This window comes from Bacillus paralicheniformis, from assembly GCF_001042485.2.
Taxonomy (GTDB): Bacteria; Bacillota; Bacilli; order Bacillales; family Bacillaceae; genus Bacillus; species Bacillus paralicheniformis.
The window spans coordinates 72,859-92,687 of the sequence record NZ_LBMN02000012.1 but is presented as its reverse complement, the minus strand read 5'-3'; the positions used below and the strand labels follow the sequence as shown (position 1 = coordinate 92,687).

The 19,829-nt window shown below is 44.1% G+C and carries 24 protein-coding genes, 1 tRNA gene and 2 pseudogenes; 12 read left to right on the top strand and 15 right to left on the bottom strand.

Annotation, left to right across the window (positions count from 1 at the left end):
• Positions 1-177: 177 nt before the first annotated feature.
• Together ACH97_RS09585 and ACH97_RS09580 are read right to left on the bottom strand one after the other, a co-directional pair.
• Positions 178-510: a hypothetical protein gene (locus ACH97_RS09585; protein ID WP_020450980.1), complete on the bottom strand. Its 333-nt coding sequence runs from the start codon at positions 508-510 to the stop codon at positions 178-180.
• A gap of 11 nt (positions 511-521) precedes the next feature.
• On the bottom strand, positions 522-1,964 hold the full coding sequence (locus tag ACH97_RS09580; protein ID WP_020450981.1) for a lipase family protein: 1,443 nt from the start codon (positions 1,962-1,964) through the stop codon (positions 522-524).
• 53 nt (positions 1,965-2,017) lie between these two features.
• Here ACH97_RS09580 and ACH97_RS09575 point away from each other — a divergent pair, with 53 nt between their 5' ends.
• Entirely contained in the window at positions 2,018-2,356 is a 339-nt protein-coding gene (locus ACH97_RS09575) for a DUF1433 domain-containing protein (RefSeq protein WP_020450982.1), read from the top strand.
• A gap of 77 nt (positions 2,357-2,433) precedes the next feature.
• On the opposite strand, the gene ACH97_RS09570 is transcribed toward ACH97_RS09575, so the two are convergent.
• On the bottom strand, positions 2,434-2,610 hold the full coding sequence (locus tag ACH97_RS09570; protein ID WP_044805482.1) for a helix-turn-helix domain-containing protein: 177 nt from the start codon (positions 2,608-2,610) through the stop codon (positions 2,434-2,436).
• A 343-nt stretch (positions 2,611-2,953) separates the two neighbouring features.
• Between ACH97_RS09570 and ACH97_RS09565 the strand changes: the two genes are divergently transcribed.
• The 4 genes and pseudogenes from ACH97_RS09565 to ACH97_RS24005 form a co-directional block, all read left to right on the top strand.
• A complete protein-coding gene (locus ACH97_RS09565) occupies positions 2,954-3,223 on the top strand; it encodes a hemolysin XhlA family protein (protein ID WP_020450984.1) in 270 nt (89 codons plus the stop codon).
• A 15-nt stretch (positions 3,224-3,238) separates the two neighbouring features.
• On the top strand, positions 3,239-3,502 hold the full coding sequence (locus ACH97_RS09560; RefSeq protein ID WP_020450985.1) for a phage holin: 264 nt from the start codon (positions 3,239-3,241) through the stop codon (positions 3,500-3,502).
• Between the two features lie 51 nt (positions 3,503-3,553).
• A pseudogene (locus ACH97_RS24010) lies at positions 3,554-4,315 on the top strand (peptidoglycan recognition protein family protein); the annotation flags it as partial.
• A 63-nt stretch (positions 4,316-4,378) separates the two neighbouring features.
• Positions 4,379-4,633: pseudogene (locus ACH97_RS24005) on the top strand (peptidoglycan-binding domain-containing protein); the annotation flags it as partial.
• 34 nt (positions 4,634-4,667) lie between these two features.
• On the opposite strand, the gene ACH97_RS09550 reads toward ACH97_RS24005, so the two are convergent.
• From ACH97_RS09550 to ACH97_RS09535, 4 genes are all read right to left on the bottom strand, one after another.
• Entirely contained in the window at positions 4,668-4,856 is a 189-nt protein-coding gene (locus tag ACH97_RS09550; protein WP_026579880.1) for a hypothetical protein, read from the bottom strand.
• Positions 4,857-4,874: 18 nt separating this feature from the next.
• Positions 4,875-5,690 carry a GAF domain-containing protein gene (locus tag ACH97_RS09545; RefSeq protein WP_020450987.1) on the bottom strand — a complete coding sequence of 272 codons (816 nt, stop codon included), beginning with the start codon at positions 5,688-5,690 and terminating at the stop codon, positions 4,875-4,877.
• Between the two features lie 108 nt (positions 5,691-5,798).
• Entirely contained in the window at positions 5,799-5,981 is a 183-nt protein-coding gene (locus tag ACH97_RS09540) for a YolD-like family protein (RefSeq protein WP_020450988.1), read from the bottom strand.
• A 194-nt stretch (positions 5,982-6,175) separates the two neighbouring features.
• Positions 6,176-6,248, bottom strand: a tRNA-Val gene (locus ACH97_RS09535).
• Positions 6,249-6,422: 174 nt separating this feature from the next.
• Here ACH97_RS09535 and ACH97_RS09530 point away from each other — a divergent pair.
• Both ACH97_RS09530 and ACH97_RS09525 read left to right on the top strand, forming a co-directional pair.
• Positions 6,423-6,602, top strand: a complete 180-nt coding sequence (locus tag ACH97_RS09530; protein WP_011197793.1) for a hypothetical protein — start codon at positions 6,423-6,425, stop codon at positions 6,600-6,602.
• Positions 6,603-6,639: 37 nt separating this feature from the next.
• Positions 6,640-7,218, top strand: coding sequence for a maltose acetyltransferase domain-containing protein (locus tag ACH97_RS09525; RefSeq protein WP_020450989.1), 579 nt, complete (start codon positions 6,640-6,642; stop codon positions 7,216-7,218).
• An 82-nt stretch (positions 7,219-7,300) separates the two neighbouring features.
• On the opposite strand, the gene ACH97_RS09520 is transcribed toward ACH97_RS09525, so the two are convergent.
• Both ACH97_RS09520 and ACH97_RS09515 read right to left on the bottom strand, forming a co-directional pair.
• A complete protein-coding gene (locus ACH97_RS09520) occupies positions 7,301-7,660 on the bottom strand; it encodes a hypothetical protein (protein WP_023856697.1) in 360 nt (119 codons plus the stop codon).
• Between the two features lie 136 nt (positions 7,661-7,796).
• Positions 7,797-8,687 carry a LysR family transcriptional regulator gene (locus ACH97_RS09515; protein WP_020450991.1) on the bottom strand — a complete coding sequence of 297 codons (891 nt, stop codon included), beginning with the start codon at positions 8,685-8,687 and terminating at the stop codon, positions 7,797-7,799.
• A gap of 317 nt (positions 8,688-9,004) precedes the next feature.
• Between ACH97_RS09515 and ACH97_RS09510 the strand changes: the two genes are divergently transcribed.
• Positions 9,005-10,834 (top strand): assimilatory sulfite reductase (NADPH) flavoprotein subunit, encoded by a 1,830-nt coding sequence (locus tag ACH97_RS09510; protein WP_020450992.1) that lies wholly within the window; start codon positions 9,005-9,007, stop codon positions 10,832-10,834.
• A gap of 27 nt (positions 10,835-10,861) precedes the next feature.
• The gene (gene cysI / locus ACH97_RS09505) at positions 10,862-12,580 is read left to right on the top strand and encodes an assimilatory sulfite reductase (NADPH) hemoprotein subunit (protein ID WP_020450993.1); all 1,719 of its coding nucleotides are present in this window, start codon (positions 10,862-10,864) and stop codon (positions 12,578-12,580) included.
• A gap of 56 nt (positions 12,581-12,636) precedes the next feature.
• Here cysI and ACH97_RS09500 read toward each other — a convergent pair whose 3' ends face one another.
• Positions 12,637-13,524, bottom strand: a complete 888-nt coding sequence (locus ACH97_RS09500; protein ID WP_020450994.1) for a LysR family transcriptional regulator — start codon at positions 13,522-13,524, stop codon at positions 12,637-12,639.
• A gap of 91 nt (positions 13,525-13,615) precedes the next feature.
• Between ACH97_RS09500 and ACH97_RS09495 the strand changes: the two genes are divergently transcribed.
• Together ACH97_RS09495 and ACH97_RS09490 are read left to right on the top strand one after the other, a co-directional pair.
• Positions 13,616-14,488 carry a DMT family transporter gene (locus ACH97_RS09495; protein WP_020450995.1) on the top strand — a complete coding sequence of 291 codons (873 nt, stop codon included), beginning with the start codon at positions 13,616-13,618 and terminating at the stop codon, positions 14,486-14,488.
• 48 nt (positions 14,489-14,536) lie between these two features.
• Positions 14,537-14,914 (top strand): VOC family protein, encoded by a 378-nt coding sequence (locus tag ACH97_RS09490; RefSeq protein WP_023856701.1) that lies wholly within the window; start codon positions 14,537-14,539, stop codon positions 14,912-14,914.
• A 44-nt stretch (positions 14,915-14,958) separates the two neighbouring features.
• On the opposite strand, the gene ACH97_RS09485 is transcribed toward ACH97_RS09490, so the two are convergent.
• A complete protein-coding gene (locus ACH97_RS09485) occupies positions 14,959-15,507 on the bottom strand; it encodes an IseA DL-endopeptidase inhibitor family protein (protein WP_020450997.1) in 549 nt (182 codons plus the stop codon).
• Positions 15,508-15,957: 450 nt separating this feature from the next.
• Here ACH97_RS09485 and ACH97_RS09480 point away from each other — a divergent pair, with 450 nt between their 5' ends.
• Positions 15,958-16,698: a 3D domain-containing protein gene (locus ACH97_RS09480; protein WP_025811608.1), complete on the top strand. Its 741-nt coding sequence runs from the start codon at positions 15,958-15,960 to the stop codon at positions 16,696-16,698.
• A 57-nt stretch (positions 16,699-16,755) separates the two neighbouring features.
• Here the strand turns inward: ACH97_RS09480 and ACH97_RS09475 are convergent, their stop codons facing one another.
• The 4 genes from ACH97_RS09475 to ACH97_RS09460 all read right to left on the bottom strand — a co-directional run bounded on the left by ACH97_RS09475 (position 16,756) and on the right by ACH97_RS09460 (position 19,564).
• Positions 16,756-18,180, bottom strand: a complete 1,425-nt coding sequence (locus ACH97_RS09475; protein ID WP_048350208.1) for a DHA2 family efflux MFS transporter permease subunit — start codon at positions 18,178-18,180, stop codon at positions 16,756-16,758.
• Between the two features lie 16 nt (positions 18,181-18,196).
• Positions 18,197-18,775, bottom strand: a complete 579-nt coding sequence (locus ACH97_RS09470) for a TetR/AcrR family transcriptional regulator (protein WP_048350209.1) — start codon at positions 18,773-18,775, stop codon at positions 18,197-18,199.
• A gap of 110 nt (positions 18,776-18,885) precedes the next feature.
• On the bottom strand, positions 18,886-19,122 hold the full coding sequence (locus tag ACH97_RS09465) for a hypothetical protein (RefSeq protein WP_048350210.1): 237 nt from the start codon (positions 19,120-19,122) through the stop codon (positions 18,886-18,888).
• A gap of 28 nt (positions 19,123-19,150) precedes the next feature.
• Positions 19,151-19,564: a regulatory YrvL family protein gene (locus ACH97_RS09460; protein WP_020451002.1), complete on the bottom strand. Its 414-nt coding sequence runs from the start codon at positions 19,562-19,564 to the stop codon at positions 19,151-19,153.
• Positions 19,565-19,829 lie beyond the last annotated feature (265 nt).

The following is a 19,829-nucleotide window of genomic DNA, read 5'->3' as shown; positions in this document are numbered from 1 at the left end:
CGCAAAAACGGCAGAAAATCCGTTGAAAATCAACGTTTTCCTGCCGTTCGATTCGGTATGATTCCGACTGGGCTCGAACCAGCGACCTCTACCCTGTAAAGGTAGGCGATAGCAATCCTATAAGTCAACGGTCAGTCAGTGGTATGTTAACGAAAAAAGACGCCTATTTTGGCGCCTCTATCTCGTCTTAAATCCGTTCACAAAGCTCTCTCCGTCCTTTTCTGTCGCAATAAGCTGCTGGGCGCTTTGGCTGATTCGCTGAGCGAGCGCCTGCCGCGCTTTTCCTTCGAAGCTGTAGAGAAGCGATGAATAAACGCTGTTCATTTCTTTTTGTATATCGTCTATTTTAAACTTCGGTCTTAGTGTCGTTTTAATGCCTTCAAGCTTAGTTGCGGCCGTTACTCTCATGCCCGTTTTCAGCATTTGAAGCTGATTGCGTCGTATGAGGAGCGTATCTTCTTGATCACCGTTTAAGTTGTTGAGTGAGGCGAGTTTATTGAAATTTTCCATTATGTCATCTCCTAAAGCTTAAGCCAGTTTGCCAGCATTTTATCTTTCGATTTAAAATCTTTTGCGATCTGCGCAAGGTACCCGCTGATGTCTTCTAAATCTGAAATCGTATTTTTTAATGAGGCGATGTACGCTTTTTCGGCATGAACATCGTAAAAGAGCGGATTGCCTTTTTTGTCAAACGACTGCGCCAGGTTTTTCAGCGTATTGTTTACATCTTCGAGTGTCAGCTTGTCGTATAAACCGTGGCCGACCTGACGGTAGGTATCGTGTTTCAGATCGTTGATCTCGGCGTCGTGTTCCTGATAAGCGTTTTCGGCTTCCCGTTTCATCGTCCGGAGATCGTTGATCATCGCATTTACTTTTTGCGCGAGCTGCTTAGCGACTTCGGGTGTTACTTTAATTGCGCCACTTCCGGATGCAACTTCCGGTGGAAGCATTGCTTTTAAATTTTTATCGTATACGAGCTCATCGCCCTCTATATTTTGAACATTGCCGTTTTCGTCGAAGGTAAAGTTGCCTTTGTTGAGTCCGTGTGTATCCGGCATTCCCATTGCTGTCGTAGCAATGTAGTCTACAGCGACATTAAACACTGTGCCAAATATACCGCCGTTATACTTCGGATCTAGTCGTATTTGTCGTTCCACACGCGAAGTAGAGGGGTCTTTGGTATATATTGTTCTGCCTGCGTGTCGTTCGTACTCATCCCACCAGCCGGAACCAGTCATATCATCCGGATTGACAATCGCTTTTACAGACGAGTCATATTTGCCGCTTCGGATCTCCTTTTGCTTTTCTTCAGCATGCAATTTAACGACGGAAGGATTGTTGAATGCGACTGCGCATATATCATTGTTCACAGCGCTGTATTCAGCCTCTGCGCCGCCAAGAGAGTGTCCGGTTGTTGAAATAACCGTCGAGGTGCCTTTATACTTTTGTTTAACTTCCCGTACCAGATCGTCAGCTTGCCCGATTTGGGACGTTTTCGTAATTAATTTGTATTTACCGGTGCTAAGCATCGCGTCTTGTGAGGGGGTTGCGTTGTATTTTCCTATTGTTTTTGATGTATCCTTCGCATCTTTTTCGATTATGTATTGCGATTTCTTTTTCGGATCAAGACCCATAACAACGTTACCGCCGTCAGCGTCAACAACATCTTGAAAGAATTGGCTTTTAGGATCAGTTCCTGCGAAGGCTACGACGACATTTTTAGGGTTATCTGATTTTACCCACTTACCACCTTCAGTTTTTTTGCCCTGGGAAAAAACTACGGCATCTAGTCCTGTATCATGGTCTCTCTTAATCTTTTCGACAAACCAATAGGTTTTTTGATCTGTTTGTATTGGTTTCCCTGTCTTTAACTTACTATCTAATCTATCGCGATTGTAAGATTCTTGACTTAGCGTATAATAAGTTTTATCTGTTATTTTTGGAACTTTTATCTTGTCGCTCATATACATCGCCTCTTTATTTTTGTAAAATAGGATAAGAAAGGGTTGATTTTCAAATGAAAAAGTACATAATTATCCTTATTTTAATAATTATAGCAGTTGGGGGATTTTTTATGAAGCATCAGCACGATCAAAAAGAAAAAGAGATTGCTTTATTTGAAGAAGCTCAGAATCATATGGAAAAGTTTTTAAAAACCAATTATAAAGATGTTGATAATATCCACTTTTCCGATGATTATTATATTAATCCAATGGGAGGTATAACAGTAGAGGGACATACGAACGGAGATAAAGAGTTTGAAGGTTTGTATGATCCGGGAAATAAAGAAATATTGTCATATACCGTGGATGCTGAACCTAAAGAAGAATGTAAAGATGAGTTGTGTACTCGATGATAGAATAATAGCCCGCTCACCAGAGACGGGCTTTTTTCTTTATATGCGCTTTTTCATGCCCTACCGCACTATATGGTTTACTGTTCGTCTTTAATCTCCTTAACATACTCTATAGGCACGTTTAATCCTCTACTAATAATAAATAATGTTGTGATGTCATATCTGTTATTCGTTTTAAATCTGCTTATTGTTGCCTCTGTAGTACCAACCAACTCAGCTAATTCCTTTTGACTTTGAATTCCCTTTTCTTTCATAACCTCAATCGATCGGCAGGTCATCAGCTTGGACTCGCGATTTATCTTTATGAAAAGACGAATCTGAGTGTTCGCATGACTTACATCATCCCGGGAACAAGCAACTATACCCTGAAGGGTTATGAAGATGTCATTGTATTAGAAAATAATGACCGAGACGCTCAGAAGGTTGATTTATTAGCTGCCTCTCCGCGACTTATGTTGACCAATAACGGAGAAACAGACGTGAAAATTAAAAACCTTGTGGTTACTCATTTCTTGTAAGATCACGCCGTAAAAAACGGTGTTTTTATTTTGCCTCGGAGGAGGTGAAAACGATGTGAGAACGGGAGGATTAAGGGAGATGTCGCAAACAAACGAATACGAAGTTTTTCAGAAAGAGATTAAAGAGATCAAGGCGGATCAAAAAACGCTTGAGAAACGTGTCAGCACCCTGGAAAGAACTTCTGAACGCCATGATCAGCAGATTATCTCTATCAATGAAAAGCTGAACAAGATCGAGGAAAACACAACTTGGATCAAGCGCAGTATCACCGGCGCGATCATTACAGCGGTCAGCACCGGCATCATTGGCGGCGCAATCGCTGTTTTTTATAATCTACTGCAGAAATAAGGAGGTAAACACAATATGAAAAACTTAGACAAAGGCACGGTCATCAGGACGGTGCTTCTTTTTGTTGCATTGGTAAACCAGACATTGATCATGTTTGGAAAATCAGCTTTGCCGATCAGCGAGGATCAGGTCAATACGTTGGCCGACGCTTTGTATTTGGCCGGCTCCACGATTTTTACAATCGTCACGACGTTGGTCGCTTGGTTCAAAAACAACTATGTCACAAGCAAAGGAAAGTTGCAGAAAGAGACTTTGAAACAAAAGGGATTAACGAAATGAGGTTGCCGGCTGGCAGCCTTTTTTATTTAAAACAAAATTGGAGGAGTTCAAATGGTTAAAGTCGTGAAAAACTTTGTGAAAGTCAATCAATATACTCGTCCAGGGCTGAAGTTGGCAGGAGTGAAAGGGATTGTCATGCACTATACGGCGACGCCGGGCGCTTCTGCATTGAATGAGAGGGATTACTTCAATGGCACATGTATAGCCATTAAACGCAAAGCTTCAGCTCATTATTTTGTGGACCGTAAAGAAGCGCAGCACATCATTCCTGAAAATGAAGTCGCGTACCATGCACATGATAAAAACCGCTGTTATGTGAGTTTTCTTAAACCGAACGCCAACACAAAGTCAATCAGCGTTGAAATGTGTGTCGAAAAAGACGGCATGATTCACAGTGAAACGGTTCAGAATGCCGCTGAATTGGTTGCCGACCTGTGCAAGCGTTACGGTCTTTCTACTAACAAAATCGTCCGCCATTACGATGTAACAAACAAAATTTGTCCGGCACCGTGGGTGAGCGATTCCAGCCAGCTGACGACATTCAGGAAAAAAGTCGATTCCCTGCTTGGAAATAAAACGGTGTCAAAGACAACATCATCAACGAGCCAGTCAAGCAAATCCACAGGGACCATTCTGAAAAAAGGGGCGTCCGGTTCCCAGGTCAAGGCGCTGCAGAAACGTTTGATTGCCGCTGGCTTCTCACTGCCGAAATACGGGGCTGATGGGTCTTACGAAAATGAAACGGTGCAAGCTGTCAAAGCGTTACAAAAGAAAGCGGGTATCGCGGTGGATGGAATTTACGGTCCAGCAACGGAAAAGGCCCTTGCAGCCATTGGAGCGAAAAAGAAAAAGCCTTCCTCTAACGGCAAAAAAACATCCTACCCGCTGCCGTCTGGCATCTATAAGGTGAAAAGCCCACTGATGAAAGGGACAGGCGTCCGACAGATTCAAGAGGCTCTAGCTGCCCTCTATTTCTATCCAGACAAAGGAGCGAAGAATAACGGCATAGATGGTTATTACGGACCGAAAACGGCGAACGCAGTCAAACGTTTCCAGTTAATGCACGGGTTGTCTGCAGATGGCATTTATGGATCTGACACTAAAGCAAAGCTTAAAACTTTATTAAAATAGAAATAAAAAACCCCTTCTAAAGTGGAAGGGGTTTTTAAACATGTTCGAATATTCTATATCGAGCTTTTTTAATTAATTCTTTTCGTTTGTTCTTTTGTTGATCTATCAAGTCTGCTTCTCTTTCAAGTTTTGCTAACATCAGTTCCAAATCTTCTTTTGAAATTTTATTGTCATTAAAAAGCTTGGTTATTGCTGTTTTTTGGAGTGTATATTTGCTGTTCAATTTAATCAACTCCTTAGATTAAGATTCAACATTAGCAGCAACTTCATCAACAAAATCATCGAAATCTCTGTCAAGGTTTTGGTCACCAATATCTTCATCTTGTACAAGTTCGTAATATTCACCTAAAATGCCACTTATAATAGAGCAATAAAGTTGTCCTATTTGTAACGTATTATCACTCATTTCTCTTTTTGCGTCAATGGTAACAACTCCCCATTCACTTATTGGAATACATATCAGTGAGCTATATGTATTAGAAGAATCTGATTTTTTCCAGTCAGCATCTTTGGTCACATCAACAATATTTATTGATTCTGATTTTCTAAAACATCGTCCAGCTATAGAGTGATTTATATCTAAAACTCTATTACCCGGATAATCAAGAGGAAAGCCCGAACTTCCACAAAGTAACCTAAGACCTGTGTCATCATTTATCCAAAACCCGCATCTGTGCATTTCGCCAATGTCAGTTTTAATGACAGCGGTAAGTCCCTCCAAAATTTTATTGATGGCATGTAGTACATCATCGCCAGTCGAACCTGATCGGTTTTTTTGTATTAACACTAACAAATCGACAAAGGTTTTAGCATTGGAGATAGCGACAGTTAGTTGTTCTGTAAGTAGCTTATTGTGCAGATTTTCATTTTTAAGTGTTTCTCTTTCTTCTAAAAGCTTGATAACCTTATTTTCTTTATTTGCATTATCAGCAAATCGTTTTACAGCAATATATACAAAAACACCGATAATTATGAGTATAACAATTAGAATAATACTAGAAATGATAAAAAACCAAGGTGGACTCTTGTCCAAAAAAGCTGAAACAATATCTCCCATAGTTTGCATACCCTTCTTTTTCTTCATTATAACATTATTTGGACAAATTTTCGGGGAGAAATTTACTTGGTCTTATTTTAAACTTTGCGTAAATCACATTAAACAGATTCATAAAATTTGTATCCCTTTTAAATACTTCACATGCAGCAGCCTCTGTTTTACTTCATCTATATAATTAACATGTCCTGTTACTTCTTCAATAAAACCGTCTCTGTATACACTAATGATCAGAACCGAGTTGAATTCCATCGCCTCGCATATAACACGTTCCGTGTCTTTTATTTGGGCCATATCAAGAACCGGCTTTTTTCACTCTATTGTGGTAAGTTTCTAATTCTCGATGCAAACTGACATGCTCCAGCAGCATCAATGTCATTGATTAAAGAAGTTTTTTGCCAACAATTCGCCAACAATTCAATTCATCAGGGCGTATTTAAAGTAATGCATAAAAAAACAAACCCTTGATATACAAGGGTTTGTTGGTATGATTCCGACTGGGCTCGAACCAGCGACCTCTACCCTGTCAAGGTAGCGCTCTCCCAGCTGAGCTACGGAATCATGATATGTAACACTGGGTATTTGTTTTGCTGACAAGTTCTATTATATGCAGATTAGATGGGTTCGTCAACAGTTTTTCGATTTTTTTTTAAAGAACTGGGAAAGAGTCTTGCAGTACGCCGCGCGTTATGAAAATATTGTCTTATATAGAAGTCAAAAGGGAGCAGGAATTGGATGGATCTGATACTTAAAAGTGTTGATAGTATTTTAATCGTATTTTTAGCAATCTTTTTTATGTGGAAATTCGTTTATGAAATTAAACATGAGAAGCGGAAGGCTGTTATCTTGCTTTTGCTGCTCATCAATGTCTATTTTATTGTAAAAGTGTTCAATCTCGTGTTGCAATTGATGTAGCCAATATCAAAATGCAGTTAAGGAGACTAAAAAACCAATGAAAACAGAAAAGCAAAAAATGCTGGACGGAGAGCTTTATCTTGCTTCTGATCCGGTGCTGTGCCATGACAGACTCAAGGCGCGCAACATTATGAATGAATTCAACCATTCGAACGAAATCGACGACAATAAAAGGACCAAGCTGATCAAAGAGCTGTTTGGTTCAACAGGGGAAACGCTCCACATCGAACCGGTGTTTCGCTGTGATTACGGCTTTAATATACATGTCGGGGAAAATTTCTTCGCCAATTTTGACTGTGTTTTCCTCGATGTATGCGAAATCCGGATAGGTGATCATTGTATGCTCGGACCGGGCGTTCATATTTATACGGCGACCCATCCGCTCGATCCGTCCGAAAGGATAAGCGGTGCGGAGTACGGGATACCTGTCATCATCGGACGGAACGTCTGGATTGGCGGCAGAGCGGTCATCAATCCCGGCGTCAAGGTCGGCGACAATGCAGTGATAGCTTCCGGAGCCGTCGTGACAAAAGATGTCCCGGACAATGCCATCGTCGGCGGCAATCCGGCGAAAATAATTAAATACGTTGACGGCAAAAACACCAATTCTATGTGATTGGTGTTTTTATATAGACGCGGTGAATGTTGGAGTTGATCAAACATCCGCGGGAAGGAGATTTCTCCCGCGGATTTAAGTGTTATCGGGTGACCGTAATATTGTTGATGACCAGCTGTCCCAATGAATTGAGATACGAAAATGTCGCTTTGCCTGGGCTGACGGCTTTTACGTACACGCGGTCCGAGGTGACGCTGACGGTAATGGCGCTGCCGCTGTAGGACACGTTTGAAATGCCGACGTATTGATCTTCCTGTCCGACTTTCATCGGCCTGTTGATGACGATCGCCTGAGGGGCGAAGATTCCTTGTGCAGATGCGTGAGAAGAGAGACTTTCAGTTTTAGAGAGTTCCTGGGCTTGTACATGCATGGGACTTCCCGAAACAGCAAGCATACCTGCCAGTAATGATGAAGCAACTAAACTTTTACTTAACCACTTCATAACCATCATCTCTTTTCCTATGTGATAGTTCCAGGATATGGAATCTCCAGCCGGCAGTCAATCGTTTCCAGTGATGATTCACACATTGGACAAACGAAAACAAACATTTCGTGAAGCGGGCAGGAAGAACGGATCATCATTCCGAAGCTGTTCTTTGGTTCAAAGCGTTAATAAAGGTTTTTACATTTTTTTTGTCTTGCATGACGGGTGAATATATATATGAAAGCGTCCTGGTAAAGGTTTGATTTTTCAGCCGGATCACGGAAAGGTTTCCATGCTGCACGTCTCTTTCAATGACGCTTTCAGACAGGAGTGACAGGCCGATGCCTGTCATGAGCGTTTCTTTGATCCCCTGGTTGCTGCTGATCGTCAGAAACGACTTGACTTTCAAACCGTTTGAACGGATGACATGGTTTAAGTATTCGCGTGTACCTGAGCCGACTTCGCGTGTTACCCATGTTTGATTTTGCAGATCGGCCATTGTCACGTCCTGTTTGGCGGCAAGCGGGTGATTACTTGAAGCGGTGATAAACAATTCGTCCTGCATAAAGGCGTGGACAGAAAGCTCTTTTTCATTTGTCTGGCCTTCGATCAAGCCGATGTCCACTTTGTACAGGCGGACGGACTGCACGATTTCTTCCGTGTTTCCAATGACCGCCTTGAGTTCGAGCTCAGGATATTCTTTTTGAAGGTCGAACAAGAGCGATGGCAAAATGTATTCGCCGATTGTGAAGCTTGCACCGATTTTCAGCTCGCCTTTGATCGAGTTGTGGTGATCGAGAATGTCCTGCCGCGTTTGTTCATATATGGTGATCATTTGTTTGGCGCGGTCGTATAAAATTTCACCGGTCGGCGTGATTTTCAAATATTTCGGAGAGCGTTCAAATAATTTCGTCTGGAACTCTTTTTCAAGATTTTTAATGTGCATGCTCACGCTCGGCTGTGACATGAGAAGAAGCTCGGCCGTTTTTGTGAAATTTTTGACTTCTGCAAGGGTAACGAATGTCTTCAGCGCATCATAATGCACACGAATCTCTCCTTTATTAAAAATTTTAATAGCTGTGATAATTAATATATATTTTACTAATGTTGAGTATTCCAGTAAACTTTAAATTAGAATCTTTTTTAGGAATGTTTGGTTTGAAGCAGGCTGACGCCGAGCGGTAAAGGGGACGTGGTGAGTGAGCGCTTACAATATTTCTTTGCAGCAAAGCCGTGATCGACAGATGTTTTGCGTCAATAAAACCGATTTGATTTATAGGAATAGTGGATATATGATGAATGTAATCCTTTTCCGTTTCAAACAAGTCATAATTTTTTTATTCCTTAGTGAGGTGGATATCGTTGCAACTTCAGGTAATGAACAGTCCTTTTAACCAGGAGCAGGCAGAGCTCCTCAACCGCCTTCTGCCAACTTTGACGGCATCACAAAAAGCCTGGCTGAGCGGTTATCTGGCGGCTGTGCAAACCGCCGATGCCGCGGCGGCGCTTGAAACATTGCCGGCGGAAGCTCCGGCTGCAAGTCCGGCCCAGCCTGTTTCCAAAGAAGTGACCATTTTATTCGGGTCGCAGACAGGAAATGCACAGGGACTTGCTGAAAACGCGGCTAAGACGCTTACAGAACGGGGCTTTCAAGTTACCGTCTCTGCAATGAGCGATTTTAAGCCGAACCAATTGAAAAAATTAAAAAACCTTCTCATCGTCGTCAGCACGCACGGAGAAGGGGATCCGCCGGACAACGCGCTGTCATTCCATGAATTTCTCCATGGCAGACGGGCTCCGAAGCTCGATGATTTCCGTTATTCTGTGCTGGCTCTTGGCGACACGTCGTATGAATTTTTCTGCCAGACCGGAAAAGAGTTTGATCAGCGGCTTGGTGAGCTGGGGGGCACAAGGCTCCATCCGCGCGTCGATTGCGATCTCGATTATGATGAACCGGCTGCAGCATGGCTTGAGGGTGTCATCTCAAGCTTAAACGAAGGACAGGAACAGGGCGCAAGCTCAGCACCTGCTCAAACGGCAGCACCGCAAGCAGCAGGAGGAGAAACGGTATATTCGAGAAAAAATCCGTTCAGAGCGGAAGTGCTGGAAAATTTGAATTTAAACGGCCGCGGATCAAATAAAGAAACGCGCCACCTTGAATTATCGCTCGAAGGCTCAGGCCTGACTTATGAACCTGGCGATGCGCTCGGCATTTTTCCGGAAAATGACCCGGAACTCGTGAACATGCTGCTGGCCGAGCTGAAATGGGATCCGAATGCTACCGTCACGGTTGATCAAGGGGAAAACCTTTCCCTGAAAGAAGCGTTGACTTCTTACTATGAAATTACGGTGCTGACAAAAAAATTTATTCAGCAGGCGGCAGAACTCATTGCAAATGAAAAGCTGCGCGAGCTTGTCGCTCAGGAAAACGCGGATCAATTAAAAGCATATATCGCAGGCCGCGACCTGATTGATTTCGTTCAGGATTTCGGTCCGATCGCAGTAGCTCCGCAGGATTTTGTTTCGATTCTTCGAAAAATTCCGCCGCGTCTTTATTCGATCGCATCAAGCTTCGCTGCAAATCCGGATGAGGTGCATTTGACGATCGGCGCTGTCCGCTACAATACGCACGGCAGAGACCGAAAAGGGGTCTGCTCGGTTTTATGTGCTGAACGCCTTCAGCCTGGCGACACGCTGCCTGTTTTTATTCAGCCGAATAAAAACTTTAAGCTGCCGGAAAATCCGGAGGCTCCGATTATCATGGTCGGTCCGGGCACAGGTGTTGCGCCGTTTAGGTCATTTATGCAGGAGCGCGAAGAAACCGGAGCACCGGGGAAATCGTGGATGTTCTTCGGCGACCAGCACTTCGTCACCGATTTCTTATATCAGACAGAATGGCAAAAGTGGCTGAGTGACGGCGTGCTGACAAAAATGGATGTCGCGTTCTCGCGGGATACGGAAGAAAAAGTATATGTACAGCACCGCATGCTTGAGCACAGCAAAGAACTGTTTGAGTGGCTTGAAGAAGGAGCGACTTTCTACGTTTGCGGCGACAAGAACAACATGGCCAAAGATGTTCAGAACGCATTGCTTGAAATTATCGAAAAAGAAGGCGGCAAAAGCCGCGAGGAAGCTGAAGCCTATCTGGCAGAAATGAAAAAGCAAAAACGTTATCAGCGCGATGTATACTGATTTTGATTGAAAGGGGACTTTTTCAACATGGGGAACGAAATATTAAAAGCGCCTGAAGGCCCGCCGAGTGATGTAGAACGCATTAAGAAAGAAAGCAACTATTTGCGCGGCACCCTGAAGGAATCGATGCTTGAGCCGCTTTCAGCCGGAATTTCCGATGACGACAACCGTCTGATGAAGCATCATGGCAGCTATTTGCAGGATGACCGCGATCTCCGCAATGAGCGTCAAAAGCAAAAGCTTGAGCCGGCGTATCAGTTCATGCTGCGCGTCCGGATGCCGGGCGGTGTCGCAACGCCTGAGCAGTGGCTTGTCATGGATGAGCTTGCCCGGAAATACGGAAATGGCACATTGAAGCTGACAACCCGGGAAACCTTCCAAATGCACGGCATTTTAAAATGGAACATGAAAAAAACGATTCAATCGATCCATTCAGCCATGCTGGATACGATTGCAGCATGCGGGGATGTTAACCGGAACGTCATGTGCGCTTCCAATCCGTATCAATCAGAAATCCACAGAGAAGTGTATGAATGGTCGAAAAAGCTGAGTGATGACCTCCTGCCGCGCACACGTGCGTATCATGAAATCTGGCTTGATGAAGAAAAAGTGGCCGGCACGCCTGATGCGGAAGAAGTCGAACCGATGTACGGACCGCTGTATCTGCCGCGGAAATTCAAAATCGGCATCGCCGTTCCGCCGTCAAATGATATCGACGTATTTTCCCAGGATCTTGGGTTTATCGCGATTGTGGAGGATGACAAACTCATCGGCTTCAACGTCGCGATCGGCGGCGGCATGGGCATGACCCATGGAGACAAAGCAACGTATCCGCAGCTTGCCAAAGTCATTGGCTTCTGCAAGCCTGATCAGTTATATGATGTCGCCGAAAAAACGATTACGATTCAGCGGGACTACGGAAACCGCTCGGTTCGCAAAAATGCCCGCTTCAAGTACACAATTGACCGCCTCGGCTTGGAAACGGTCAAAAACGAGCTGGAAAACCGCCTCGGCTGGAGCCTCGCTGAAGCAAAGCCGTATCATTTCGAGCATAACGGCGACCGCTACGGCTGGGTAAAGGGTGTAAACGGAAGATGGCACTTTACAATGTTTGTTGAGGGCGGCCGCGTCACTGATTATGATGATTACAAGCTGATGACCGGCTTAAGGGAGATCGCCAAAGTTCATACCGGCGATATCCGCCTCACAGCCAATCAAAACTTGATCATTGCCAATGTCACAAGCCAAAAGAAGAAAAAGATCAGCGAACTGATCGAACAGTTTGGTTTGACTGACGGCAGGCATTATACAGCGCTCCGCCGCAGCTCGATCGCATGCGTCGCACTGCCGACGTGCGGATTGGCGATGGCCGAAGCGGAACGATATTTGCCAAAGCTGATTGACAAAATTGATGAAATCATTGAAGAAAACGGCTTGAAGAATGAAGAGATTACCATCCGCATGACGGGATGCCCGAACGGCTGCGCCCGCCATGCGCTCGGCGAAATCGGCTTCATCGGAAAAGCCCCTGGCAAGTACAACATGTACCTCGGCGCCGCTTTTGACGGCAGCCGTCTAAGTAAAATGTACCGGGAAAACATCGGTGAAGAAGAAATTTTAAAAGAACTTCGCGACATTCTTCCGCGCTATGCGAAAGAACGCAATGAAGGAGAACATTTCGGAGATTTCGTCATCCGCGCCGGAATTGTTAAAGAAACGACGGACGGAACGAATTTCCATGATTGATGAGCATTTTTTAAAAAACGCCTCAGCCCTTTGATCGGTGCTGAGGCGTTTTCTGTTTACGAAAATGATCGAACCGTTTCCGACTCGATGATCATTTTCATAAACTCGGCAGCCGCCGGTGTTGCTTCTTCAAATGAGGGTGTAATCATGCCGACCTCGCGGATAATTTGAGGAGAGATGTCTTTTTTGATCAACCGATGGGATACGGAGGAAAGCGAAAAGTTAGAAATCAAGCCGATCCCCAAGTTGTTATTGACCATATTGACCAATGTTTCCGCGTTTTGCACAGTCAGATTTTCTTTTAATTCGAGGCGGTGTTTTTGAAAGATTTGAGATACCGCGACTTCGTGCCCGCCCTTGCAAAAGATCAATTCATTTTGATGTTTTTTCAGATCAATGAAAGGTGCGTCTTTTAAGTGATGATATTGCTCAGGGATGACGGCCGCCATCCGGTCTTGAAACAATACTTGACTTTCGAAACCGTCAAAGGGAGAGGCGACGATGCCTAAATCAACCAGGCGTGTTTCGACCCATTGCTTGATTTGGTCGGAGGTTCCTTCGACCAGCTCGATTTGTACGAGCGGATACTTTGACTTGAAGGAGGCGATAGCCTGCGGCAAAATATTCGTTGAGACGGCGGGGAACGAGCCAACTTTGACTTTCCCCCTGAGCAGATGATTTTCTTGATCGGCCACTTGGTATATTTTGTTTTCAATCACAATCATCTGTCTGGCCAGTACGGCGATTTCCTTTCCCGCGTCAGTAAGCTTTAACTTGTTCTGTTTATCCCGAATCAACAATTTGACCCCGAGCGACGTTTCCATGGTTTTTATGGCTTTGCTCACGGCCGGCTGTGAAATATACAGCTCGTTGGCGGCTTCTGTCATATTTAGTGTCTCCGCGACTTTCACAAAGATGTGAAGGCTGTTCATGTTCATAACCAAATGGTTATACCTCCGATAATAAAAATGTATTTCAGTTATCATCCAATATAGCATATGCTGTACATGAAACAAAGAAGAAAGGTGACGGTTTATGTTTAAAGTACTGTTGGGGATCATCTCTGTAACGCTTATTTGGGGGTATACCTGGGTGACGATGAAAATCGCAATCACTGACATTCCCCCTGTTTTATTTTCGGCACTGCGGCTGTTCATTGGAGCCGTTCCTTTGTTTGTAATTCTCTTGATCAAAGGAAGGAAGCGTTCAATAGGAAAGGAGAATATCAAGCATTATCTGGTGATGAGTTTATTGATGGGTTTAGGTTATATGGGGGTGTTAACTTACGGCATGCAGTTTGTCGATTCGGGAAAAACGTCTGTATTGGTGTATACCATGCCGATTTTTGTCACTGTCATCAGTCATTTTAAATTAAACGAGAAAATCAATGTGTATAAAATGCTCGGTTTATTTTCCGGGTTGATCGGTCTTTTGTTTATATTAGGAGGAGGGATTCTGCATGTTGATCAAAATGTCATATTTGGAGAGCTTTGTGTTTTAATCGCAGCGCTCAGCTGGGGCATCGCCAATGTATACAGCAAACTGAAATTTAAAGATACAGATATGATTCATATGAATGCATGGCAGCTTCTCACAGGGGCGGTGATGTTATTGATCTTCTCTTTTATACTGGAACCGGCCCGGCCGATTCACTGGTCAAATGAGGCGATCTTATCTCTTTTATTTAACGGTTTATTCTCTACGGCTTTGACGTTCGTCATTTGGTTTTGGATCCTGAATCAAATCGAAGCGTCAAAAGCATCGATGGCTTTAATGTTTGTTCCCGTATTAGGCCTTTTATTCGGCTGGCTGCAGCTGCATGAACCGGTCACAATCAGCATCCTGATCGGCGCCTTCATGATCTGCATCGGGATTTTTATGAATACTTATCAATTTAAAAAGGTGTAAAAAAAGGCAGAGGGTCTATATGGTATGATGAAATGGGAGGGAGATTTTATGAAAATCGAACACATCGCTATATGGACGAACAATTTAGAGGAAATGAAAGACTTTTATACCCGGTTTTTTCACGGAAAGGCGAATGAAAAATACGTCAATCCGAAAAAGCATTTCGAATCCTATTTCATTCAGTTTGAATCGGGAACACGGCTTGAGCTGATGAGACGTCCCGACCTTGCAAAAGGAGAGGAAAACGCTTCCGGCTATGCACATATGGCGTTTTCCTTAGGGTCGCGGCAAGAGGTTGACGAGATGACGAGCCGCTTTGAAAAGGAAGGATACCAGGTTGCCGGAAAGCCGCGCGTCACGGGTGACGGGTATTATGAAAGCGTCATCCTGGATCCTGACGGCAACATCGTTGAGCTGACCGTTTGACGGAAAAAAGCTAATGTCCGTTTTTAGACATTAGCTTTTTTCGTTTAGATGGCAGCATCGAGCTGATTGATTTTCCATTTTTTGTCTTCTTTCACAAACGTGATCTTTCTTTTCGCAGTCACCGATCCATCCAATGCCGGTACGGAAAATTCATAGGTGCGGGTATTGTTTTTTTGAGAAATCAGTTTGATTGTTGCTTTGTCCCATCCTAAGAGGTTGTCCCCATCGCCGACAGGAACGGCCATTTTTCCTTTATAAGACATAATGTTGTATTTTTCAAATCCTTTTTTAATGGCGTCTTTTGTGAAAACCGGTGCCAAGTAATCTGTTAACTTTGCTTTTGTGCTGAATTCACTGCACATATACGTATATGGAAGACCGCGGTATTCAAATGTTTTGGTTTGGCAAGTTGAGTTTTTCGCTTTTGGATTGTGGCCGCTCATCGTATTCCAAAAGTGCTCCCGTGCCTGCAAAGTCATTTGCATGACTTGTTTATTTGTTAAATTCCCTGATGTTTGGTTTTTCGCTGCGAGAGATGCTCCGGCAGGTAAGATGAGTAAAACAGCTAATAAACAAACGATTAACTTTTTCATGTTCCTCTCTCCTTAAATATATCTCTTATGTTACAAATGTTACAATAATTACAGATGGATTACAAGAGATTTGCGAGAAAAATTTTCCTCCGCTGTTTTCTAATATATGACGACATAAAAGCGACTGGGGTTATATGTTTAGGAAAATAAATTACGTTTATTGATTCGTTTTCCCGAATTTCTCTTCTCATAAACACAAAAGCTTCATGTTGAAAAAACATCTTATACTGAAAAAGAATTCCAGCTTGAACCAGCGTCAAGAGCAGGAAAGAGGACGTCTGAAACATAAAGGAATCATGTTGTTGAAAATCAGAATTTTACATAAAATCAAACTTTATCAGTAAAAAAACTGTAACGAAATTCGCATCAATCTGTCATAGCGGTGACATTTTGCTGTGTTACGATTTTCCCTGTTAGTTTCAAAAGGGCTAACAAGGGAGGATTTAACTTATGAAGAAGACAATCATGTCCTTGGCTGCAGCCGCAGCTATGTCGGCGACTGCATTCGGAGCGACTGCCTCAGCAAAAGAAATCGAAGTTCAAAAAGGAGACACGCTCTGGGGGATTTCTCAAAACTACGGAATGAACCTCAAGGACTTAAAAAAATGGAATCAGCTTTCATCAGATCTGATTTTACCGGGTCAAAAGCTGAACATTTCTTCTCAAGAAGAAAAATCTGAAGAAAAGCAGTACACCGTTCAGCTAGGGGACACGCTCTCAAAAATCGCAAAAGAGTTCGGTGTAACTGTAAGCGATCTTCAAAAACGGAACAATCTGAAGTCGGACCTGATTATTGCAGGGCAAACGATTGCGATAAATGGAGAAGCAGGAGAGGCTGCTGCTGCAGCGCCTGTGAAACAAGAGTCCGCGCAAAAACAAAACGATCAGCCTGTCAACGTGCAAAAGGAAATCACAGTGACTGCAACTGCGTATACGGCAAATGACGGGGGCATTTCAGGCATCACAAAAACGGGAGTCGACCTGAATGCGAACCGTGATGCAAAAGTCATCGCGGTTGATCCAAGCGTGATTCCGCTCGGTACGAAAGTATATGTGGAAGGCTACGGCGAAGCGACGGCTGAAGACACCGGAGGCGCCATTAAAGGCCATAAAATAGACGTATTTATTCCAGATAAAAAAGACGCTTTCAATTGGGGCGTCAAAACCGTAAAGGTCAAAATTTTAAACTAATATAAAAAAATGCAGGAGGCGCTTCATGCCTCCTGCATTTTTTTGATGGATCGATGTTTATGCTGGATGATGTTCCCCGCGACTGCTTTTCACAAAAACCGAAATCACAAGAGCAGCTGCTGCAAAGACGATGGCTACGAAATAAACCATATGAACGCCTTCTGTCATACCTTGCATGTGCAGCTCCTGACGGCTGGCTCCTGAAGAATGCGCGATAAAGCGATTCGAAACGGTCGTCAGAATTGTCGTGTACAATGCCGGACCGATGGCCCCTGACACTTGATTGACCGTATTCATAATCGCCGAGCCATGCGGGTACAGCGGTTTGGGCACCTGGTTTAAACCGAGCGTCATGATCGGAGCCATCGTTAACCCGACGCCGAGTGTGAAGCCGGCGTACAGCATCATTCCCGCCGCCATCGGCGTATCGCTTGAAATATTCGTAAACAGCGAAAGGACGGCAATCACAATGATCAACCCGGTGATCAACAGCGGTTTAAAGCCAAGCTTATCAAACAGGCGTCCTGCAACAAGAGATGTCATCGCCAGGACAAGGCCGCCCGGCAGCATAAGAATGCCTGTATAAAGCGGTGACAGCTCAAGCGCCATCTGGAAGTAAAGCGGCAAAATCAGCATCATCGAAAACTGTAGCATCATCACGATCCACATCAGGATAACCGAGACGGAAAATATTTTTGACTGAAACGGCCTCATATCAAGCATCGGCACTTTCAATTTGAGCTGGCGCATGACGAACAATATTAATCCGATGACACCGGCTGCCAGTCCGATGATCACTTTCGGACTGCTCCAGCCCGCAGCTTCCCCGGCGTTGCTGAAGCCGAAAACGATTCCGCCAAACCCGACAGTCGATAAAAGAATAGATAATATGTCAATTTTCGGATACGTCAGTTCGGTTACATTTTTCAGGCGGAACGCCGCATAAAAAATCATGAAAACCGATACTGGCAGCATCATGAAGAAAACAACGCGCCATGAATAATGCTCGACAATATAGCCTGAGATGACCGGACCGATCGCCGGGGCAAATAAAATAACGAGCGTTAGGGTTCCGGTCATCGTTCCGCGTTTTTGCGGCGGAATCAAAGTCAATATCACATTCATCACAAGCGGCAGTATCAAACCTGTACCTGAGCCTTGGATGATCCGTCCGGCGAGAACGAGCGGGAAGACCGGAGCGATTCCGGCCAGAAAGGTTCCCGCTGTAAACAATGTCATCGCAGACAGAAACAACTGCCTTGTCGTAAAGCGCTGCATTAAAAACGCGGTAATCGGCACAGCGATGCCGATCATGAGCATATATCCGGTTGACAGCCACTGGGCCGTATTCGCTGAAATGCCGAAATCGTCGATGATCTTCGGCAAAGCCACATTCATAACCGTCTCATTAATCAGAGCGAGAAAATTTCCGACGATTAAAATGGCGATAATCATGAAGGAGCCTTTTTTAGCATGTTCCATTTGCATTTCCCACCCTTTATGATCGTTTTAGTAAAAAAGGAATTTGTTCGGCGGCTGCACTGAGAGGCCGACCGTTTTTTTTCGTCACTGAGAGCACATACGCACCCTCAATCATCGCCTGTATCGCGACGCTCAGCGTCTCGGCCGTTTCCGGCGCGTAGCCTGACTGGAGCAGTTTATCCTGATAGACAAGCTGCCAGTCTTGATAAACCTGTTCACAAGTTTGGCGGAGCCTTTCGCTGAACGACCACGTTTCTGCGGCGACGGATACGATTGGAATATCATCGTTTTCTTCCATGATGTATTCCTCGATTCCGTCAGCCATCATCTGGATATAAGATTGAAACGCCTTGACAGGATCAGCTTCATGGCTGATCGCTGACAATATATACGCTTTGATTCTTTCCCCGGTTAATTGAATCGCCTCTTGCGCCAGCTCTTCTTTGCCGCCGGGAAAATAATAATAAAGCGATCCCCGCGGCGCTCCGCTTTCGGCTGTGATTTGGCTCAGACCTGTGGCATGGTAGCCTTGTTTGCGGAACAATCGTGAAGCCGCCCGCAATATTTTGTCGCGGCTGCTCATTTTTTCTGCCATCCTATCATTCCCTTATGATTTTATACTGATCGGTCTATATAATTTTAACGAAAAAAAAGACCTTTTTTGAAGGCCTGTTTTAGAAAAAGGACGATTTGTCCATATTCGGTTCACCGGGAATCCGCTGAAGGCTTCAGAAAGCCGGCAAGCAGCGGCGCCACAGCGATCACTGCCAAGATCGACAAAAGGCTGTCAGATATGAGGTGAACAAAAGTGGAATTGATGGTATAGAGTGCGAGCACCGTTAAATAAACGGCCAAAAAAACGTAGCCGAAGATTTTCTTGCGGAACGGTTTTTTGAGTTGAATAAAAAGAAACATTCCGGCCATTAAAATGATAAACGTCACAGTTCTATTCTCCCTTCGCGAATGTTTCTCAATCCTCGTATGTCCGGTTTCTTTCTTTGTTGTCTTCAAATGCCAGCTGAATGACGAATAAAAACAGACAGGCGATGATTTCCACATCCAGCGGGATGGTGATGCTGTCCATCAATTCATCAGCGAGATGGATGGCAAGCCACGTAAAAAAACATTCGATCATAAAGGTCACGGCTTTATGACCGATCATAAAGCTCAAAATCTTTTCCGGGATTTCAAACAGCGCACCGAGGCCAAAGGATAAAAGGATATACCAGAAGAGCGACCAGGGCGATTCGTATGTCACGCCGAAAATCGCGAAAAAGCCGGCAACGCCGAAATAATAAGACCCGAATAAGAGCGTAAACACAGTGAGGATCAACAGAAAGATCATAGTCACTGCGAACATGGTACCGAGAGTTTTTTTAATCATTAAACATTCATTCCTAATCATGCAGTGTATATTCATGATATCAGAAAAATATCCGGTTGTGAGTTATTAATGAGATTTTGGGGTTAAAGTTTGTGTGGAAGGGGGGAGTGGAGAGAGCGTTCTGAAAAATTCCTAAGGTGTTTTTCGAGACCTAATTAATCGCCATATATCATATTTGGAGCGTTTTCATAAGGGCTGCAAAGAGGATAGGATCCCAAATGAAAAAGGCTGTCAGCCGGCAACCTTACTTTGTTAATCATATTTC

What these genes read in the sequence shown, in the direction of transcription:
- ACH97_RS09480 (WP_025811608.1), top strand. Translation starts at nt 15,958, where the DNA reads ATGAAGAAGACAATCATGTCCTTGGCTGCAGCCGCAGCTATGTCGGCG.
- ACH97_RS09540 (WP_020450988.1), bottom strand. Translation starts at nt 5,981, where the DNA reads ATGGCCCAAATAAAAGACACGGAACGTGTTATATGCGAGGCGATGGAA.
- ACH97_RS09575 (WP_020450982.1), top strand. Translation starts at nt 2,018, where the DNA reads ATGAAAAAGTACATAATTATCCTTATTTTAATAATTATAGCAGTTGGG.
- ACH97_RS09545 (WP_020450987.1), bottom strand. Translation starts at nt 5,690, where the DNA reads ATGGGAGATATTGTTTCAGCTTTTTTGGACAAGAGTCCACCTTGGTTT.
- ACH97_RS09520 (WP_023856697.1), bottom strand. Translation starts at nt 7,660, where the DNA reads ATGAAGTGGTTAAGTAAAAGTTTAGTTGCTTCATCATTACTGGCAGGT.
- ACH97_RS09485 (WP_020450997.1), bottom strand. Translation starts at nt 15,507, where the DNA reads ATGAAAAAGTTAATCGTTTGTTTATTAGCTGTTTTACTCATCTTACCT.
- ACH97_RS09490 (WP_023856701.1), top strand. Translation starts at nt 14,537, where the DNA reads ATGAAAATCGAACACATCGCTATATGGACGAACAATTTAGAGGAAATG.
- ACH97_RS09585 (WP_020450980.1), bottom strand. Translation starts at nt 510, where the DNA reads ATGGAAAATTTCAATAAACTCGCCTCACTCAACAACTTAAACGGTGAT.
- ACH97_RS09475 (WP_048350208.1), bottom strand. Translation starts at nt 18,180, where the DNA reads ATGGAACATGCTAAAAAAGGCTCCTTCATGATTATCGCCATTTTAATC.
- ACH97_RS09470 (WP_048350209.1), bottom strand. Translation starts at nt 18,775, where the DNA reads ATGGCAGAAAAAATGAGCAGCCGCGACAAAATATTGCGGGCGGCTTCA.
- ACH97_RS09560 (WP_020450985.1), top strand. Translation starts at nt 3,239, where the DNA reads ATGAAAAACTTAGACAAAGGCACGGTCATCAGGACGGTGCTTCTTTTT.
- ACH97_RS09530 (WP_011197793.1), top strand. Translation starts at nt 6,423, where the DNA reads ATGGATCTGATACTTAAAAGTGTTGATAGTATTTTAATCGTATTTTTA.
- ACH97_RS09580 (WP_020450981.1), bottom strand. Translation starts at nt 1,964, where the DNA reads ATGAGCGACAAGATAAAAGTTCCAAAAATAACAGATAAAACTTATTAT.
- cysI (WP_020450993.1), top strand. Translation starts at nt 10,862, where the DNA reads ATGGGGAACGAAATATTAAAAGCGCCTGAAGGCCCGCCGAGTGATGTA.
- ACH97_RS09460 (WP_020451002.1), bottom strand. Translation starts at nt 19,564, where the DNA reads ATGATTAAAAAAACTCTCGGTACCATGTTCGCAGTGACTATGATCTTT.
- ACH97_RS09570 (WP_044805482.1), bottom strand. Translation starts at nt 2,610, where the DNA reads ATGAAAGAAAAGGGAATTCAAAGTCAAAAGGAATTAGCTGAGTTGGTT.
- ACH97_RS09525 (WP_020450989.1), top strand. Translation starts at nt 6,640, where the DNA reads ATGAAAACAGAAAAGCAAAAAATGCTGGACGGAGAGCTTTATCTTGCT.
- ACH97_RS09495 (WP_020450995.1), top strand. Translation starts at nt 13,616, where the DNA reads ATGTTTAAAGTACTGTTGGGGATCATCTCTGTAACGCTTATTTGGGGG.
- ACH97_RS09565 (WP_020450984.1), top strand. Translation starts at nt 2,954, where the DNA reads ATGTCGCAAACAAACGAATACGAAGTTTTTCAGAAAGAGATTAAAGAG.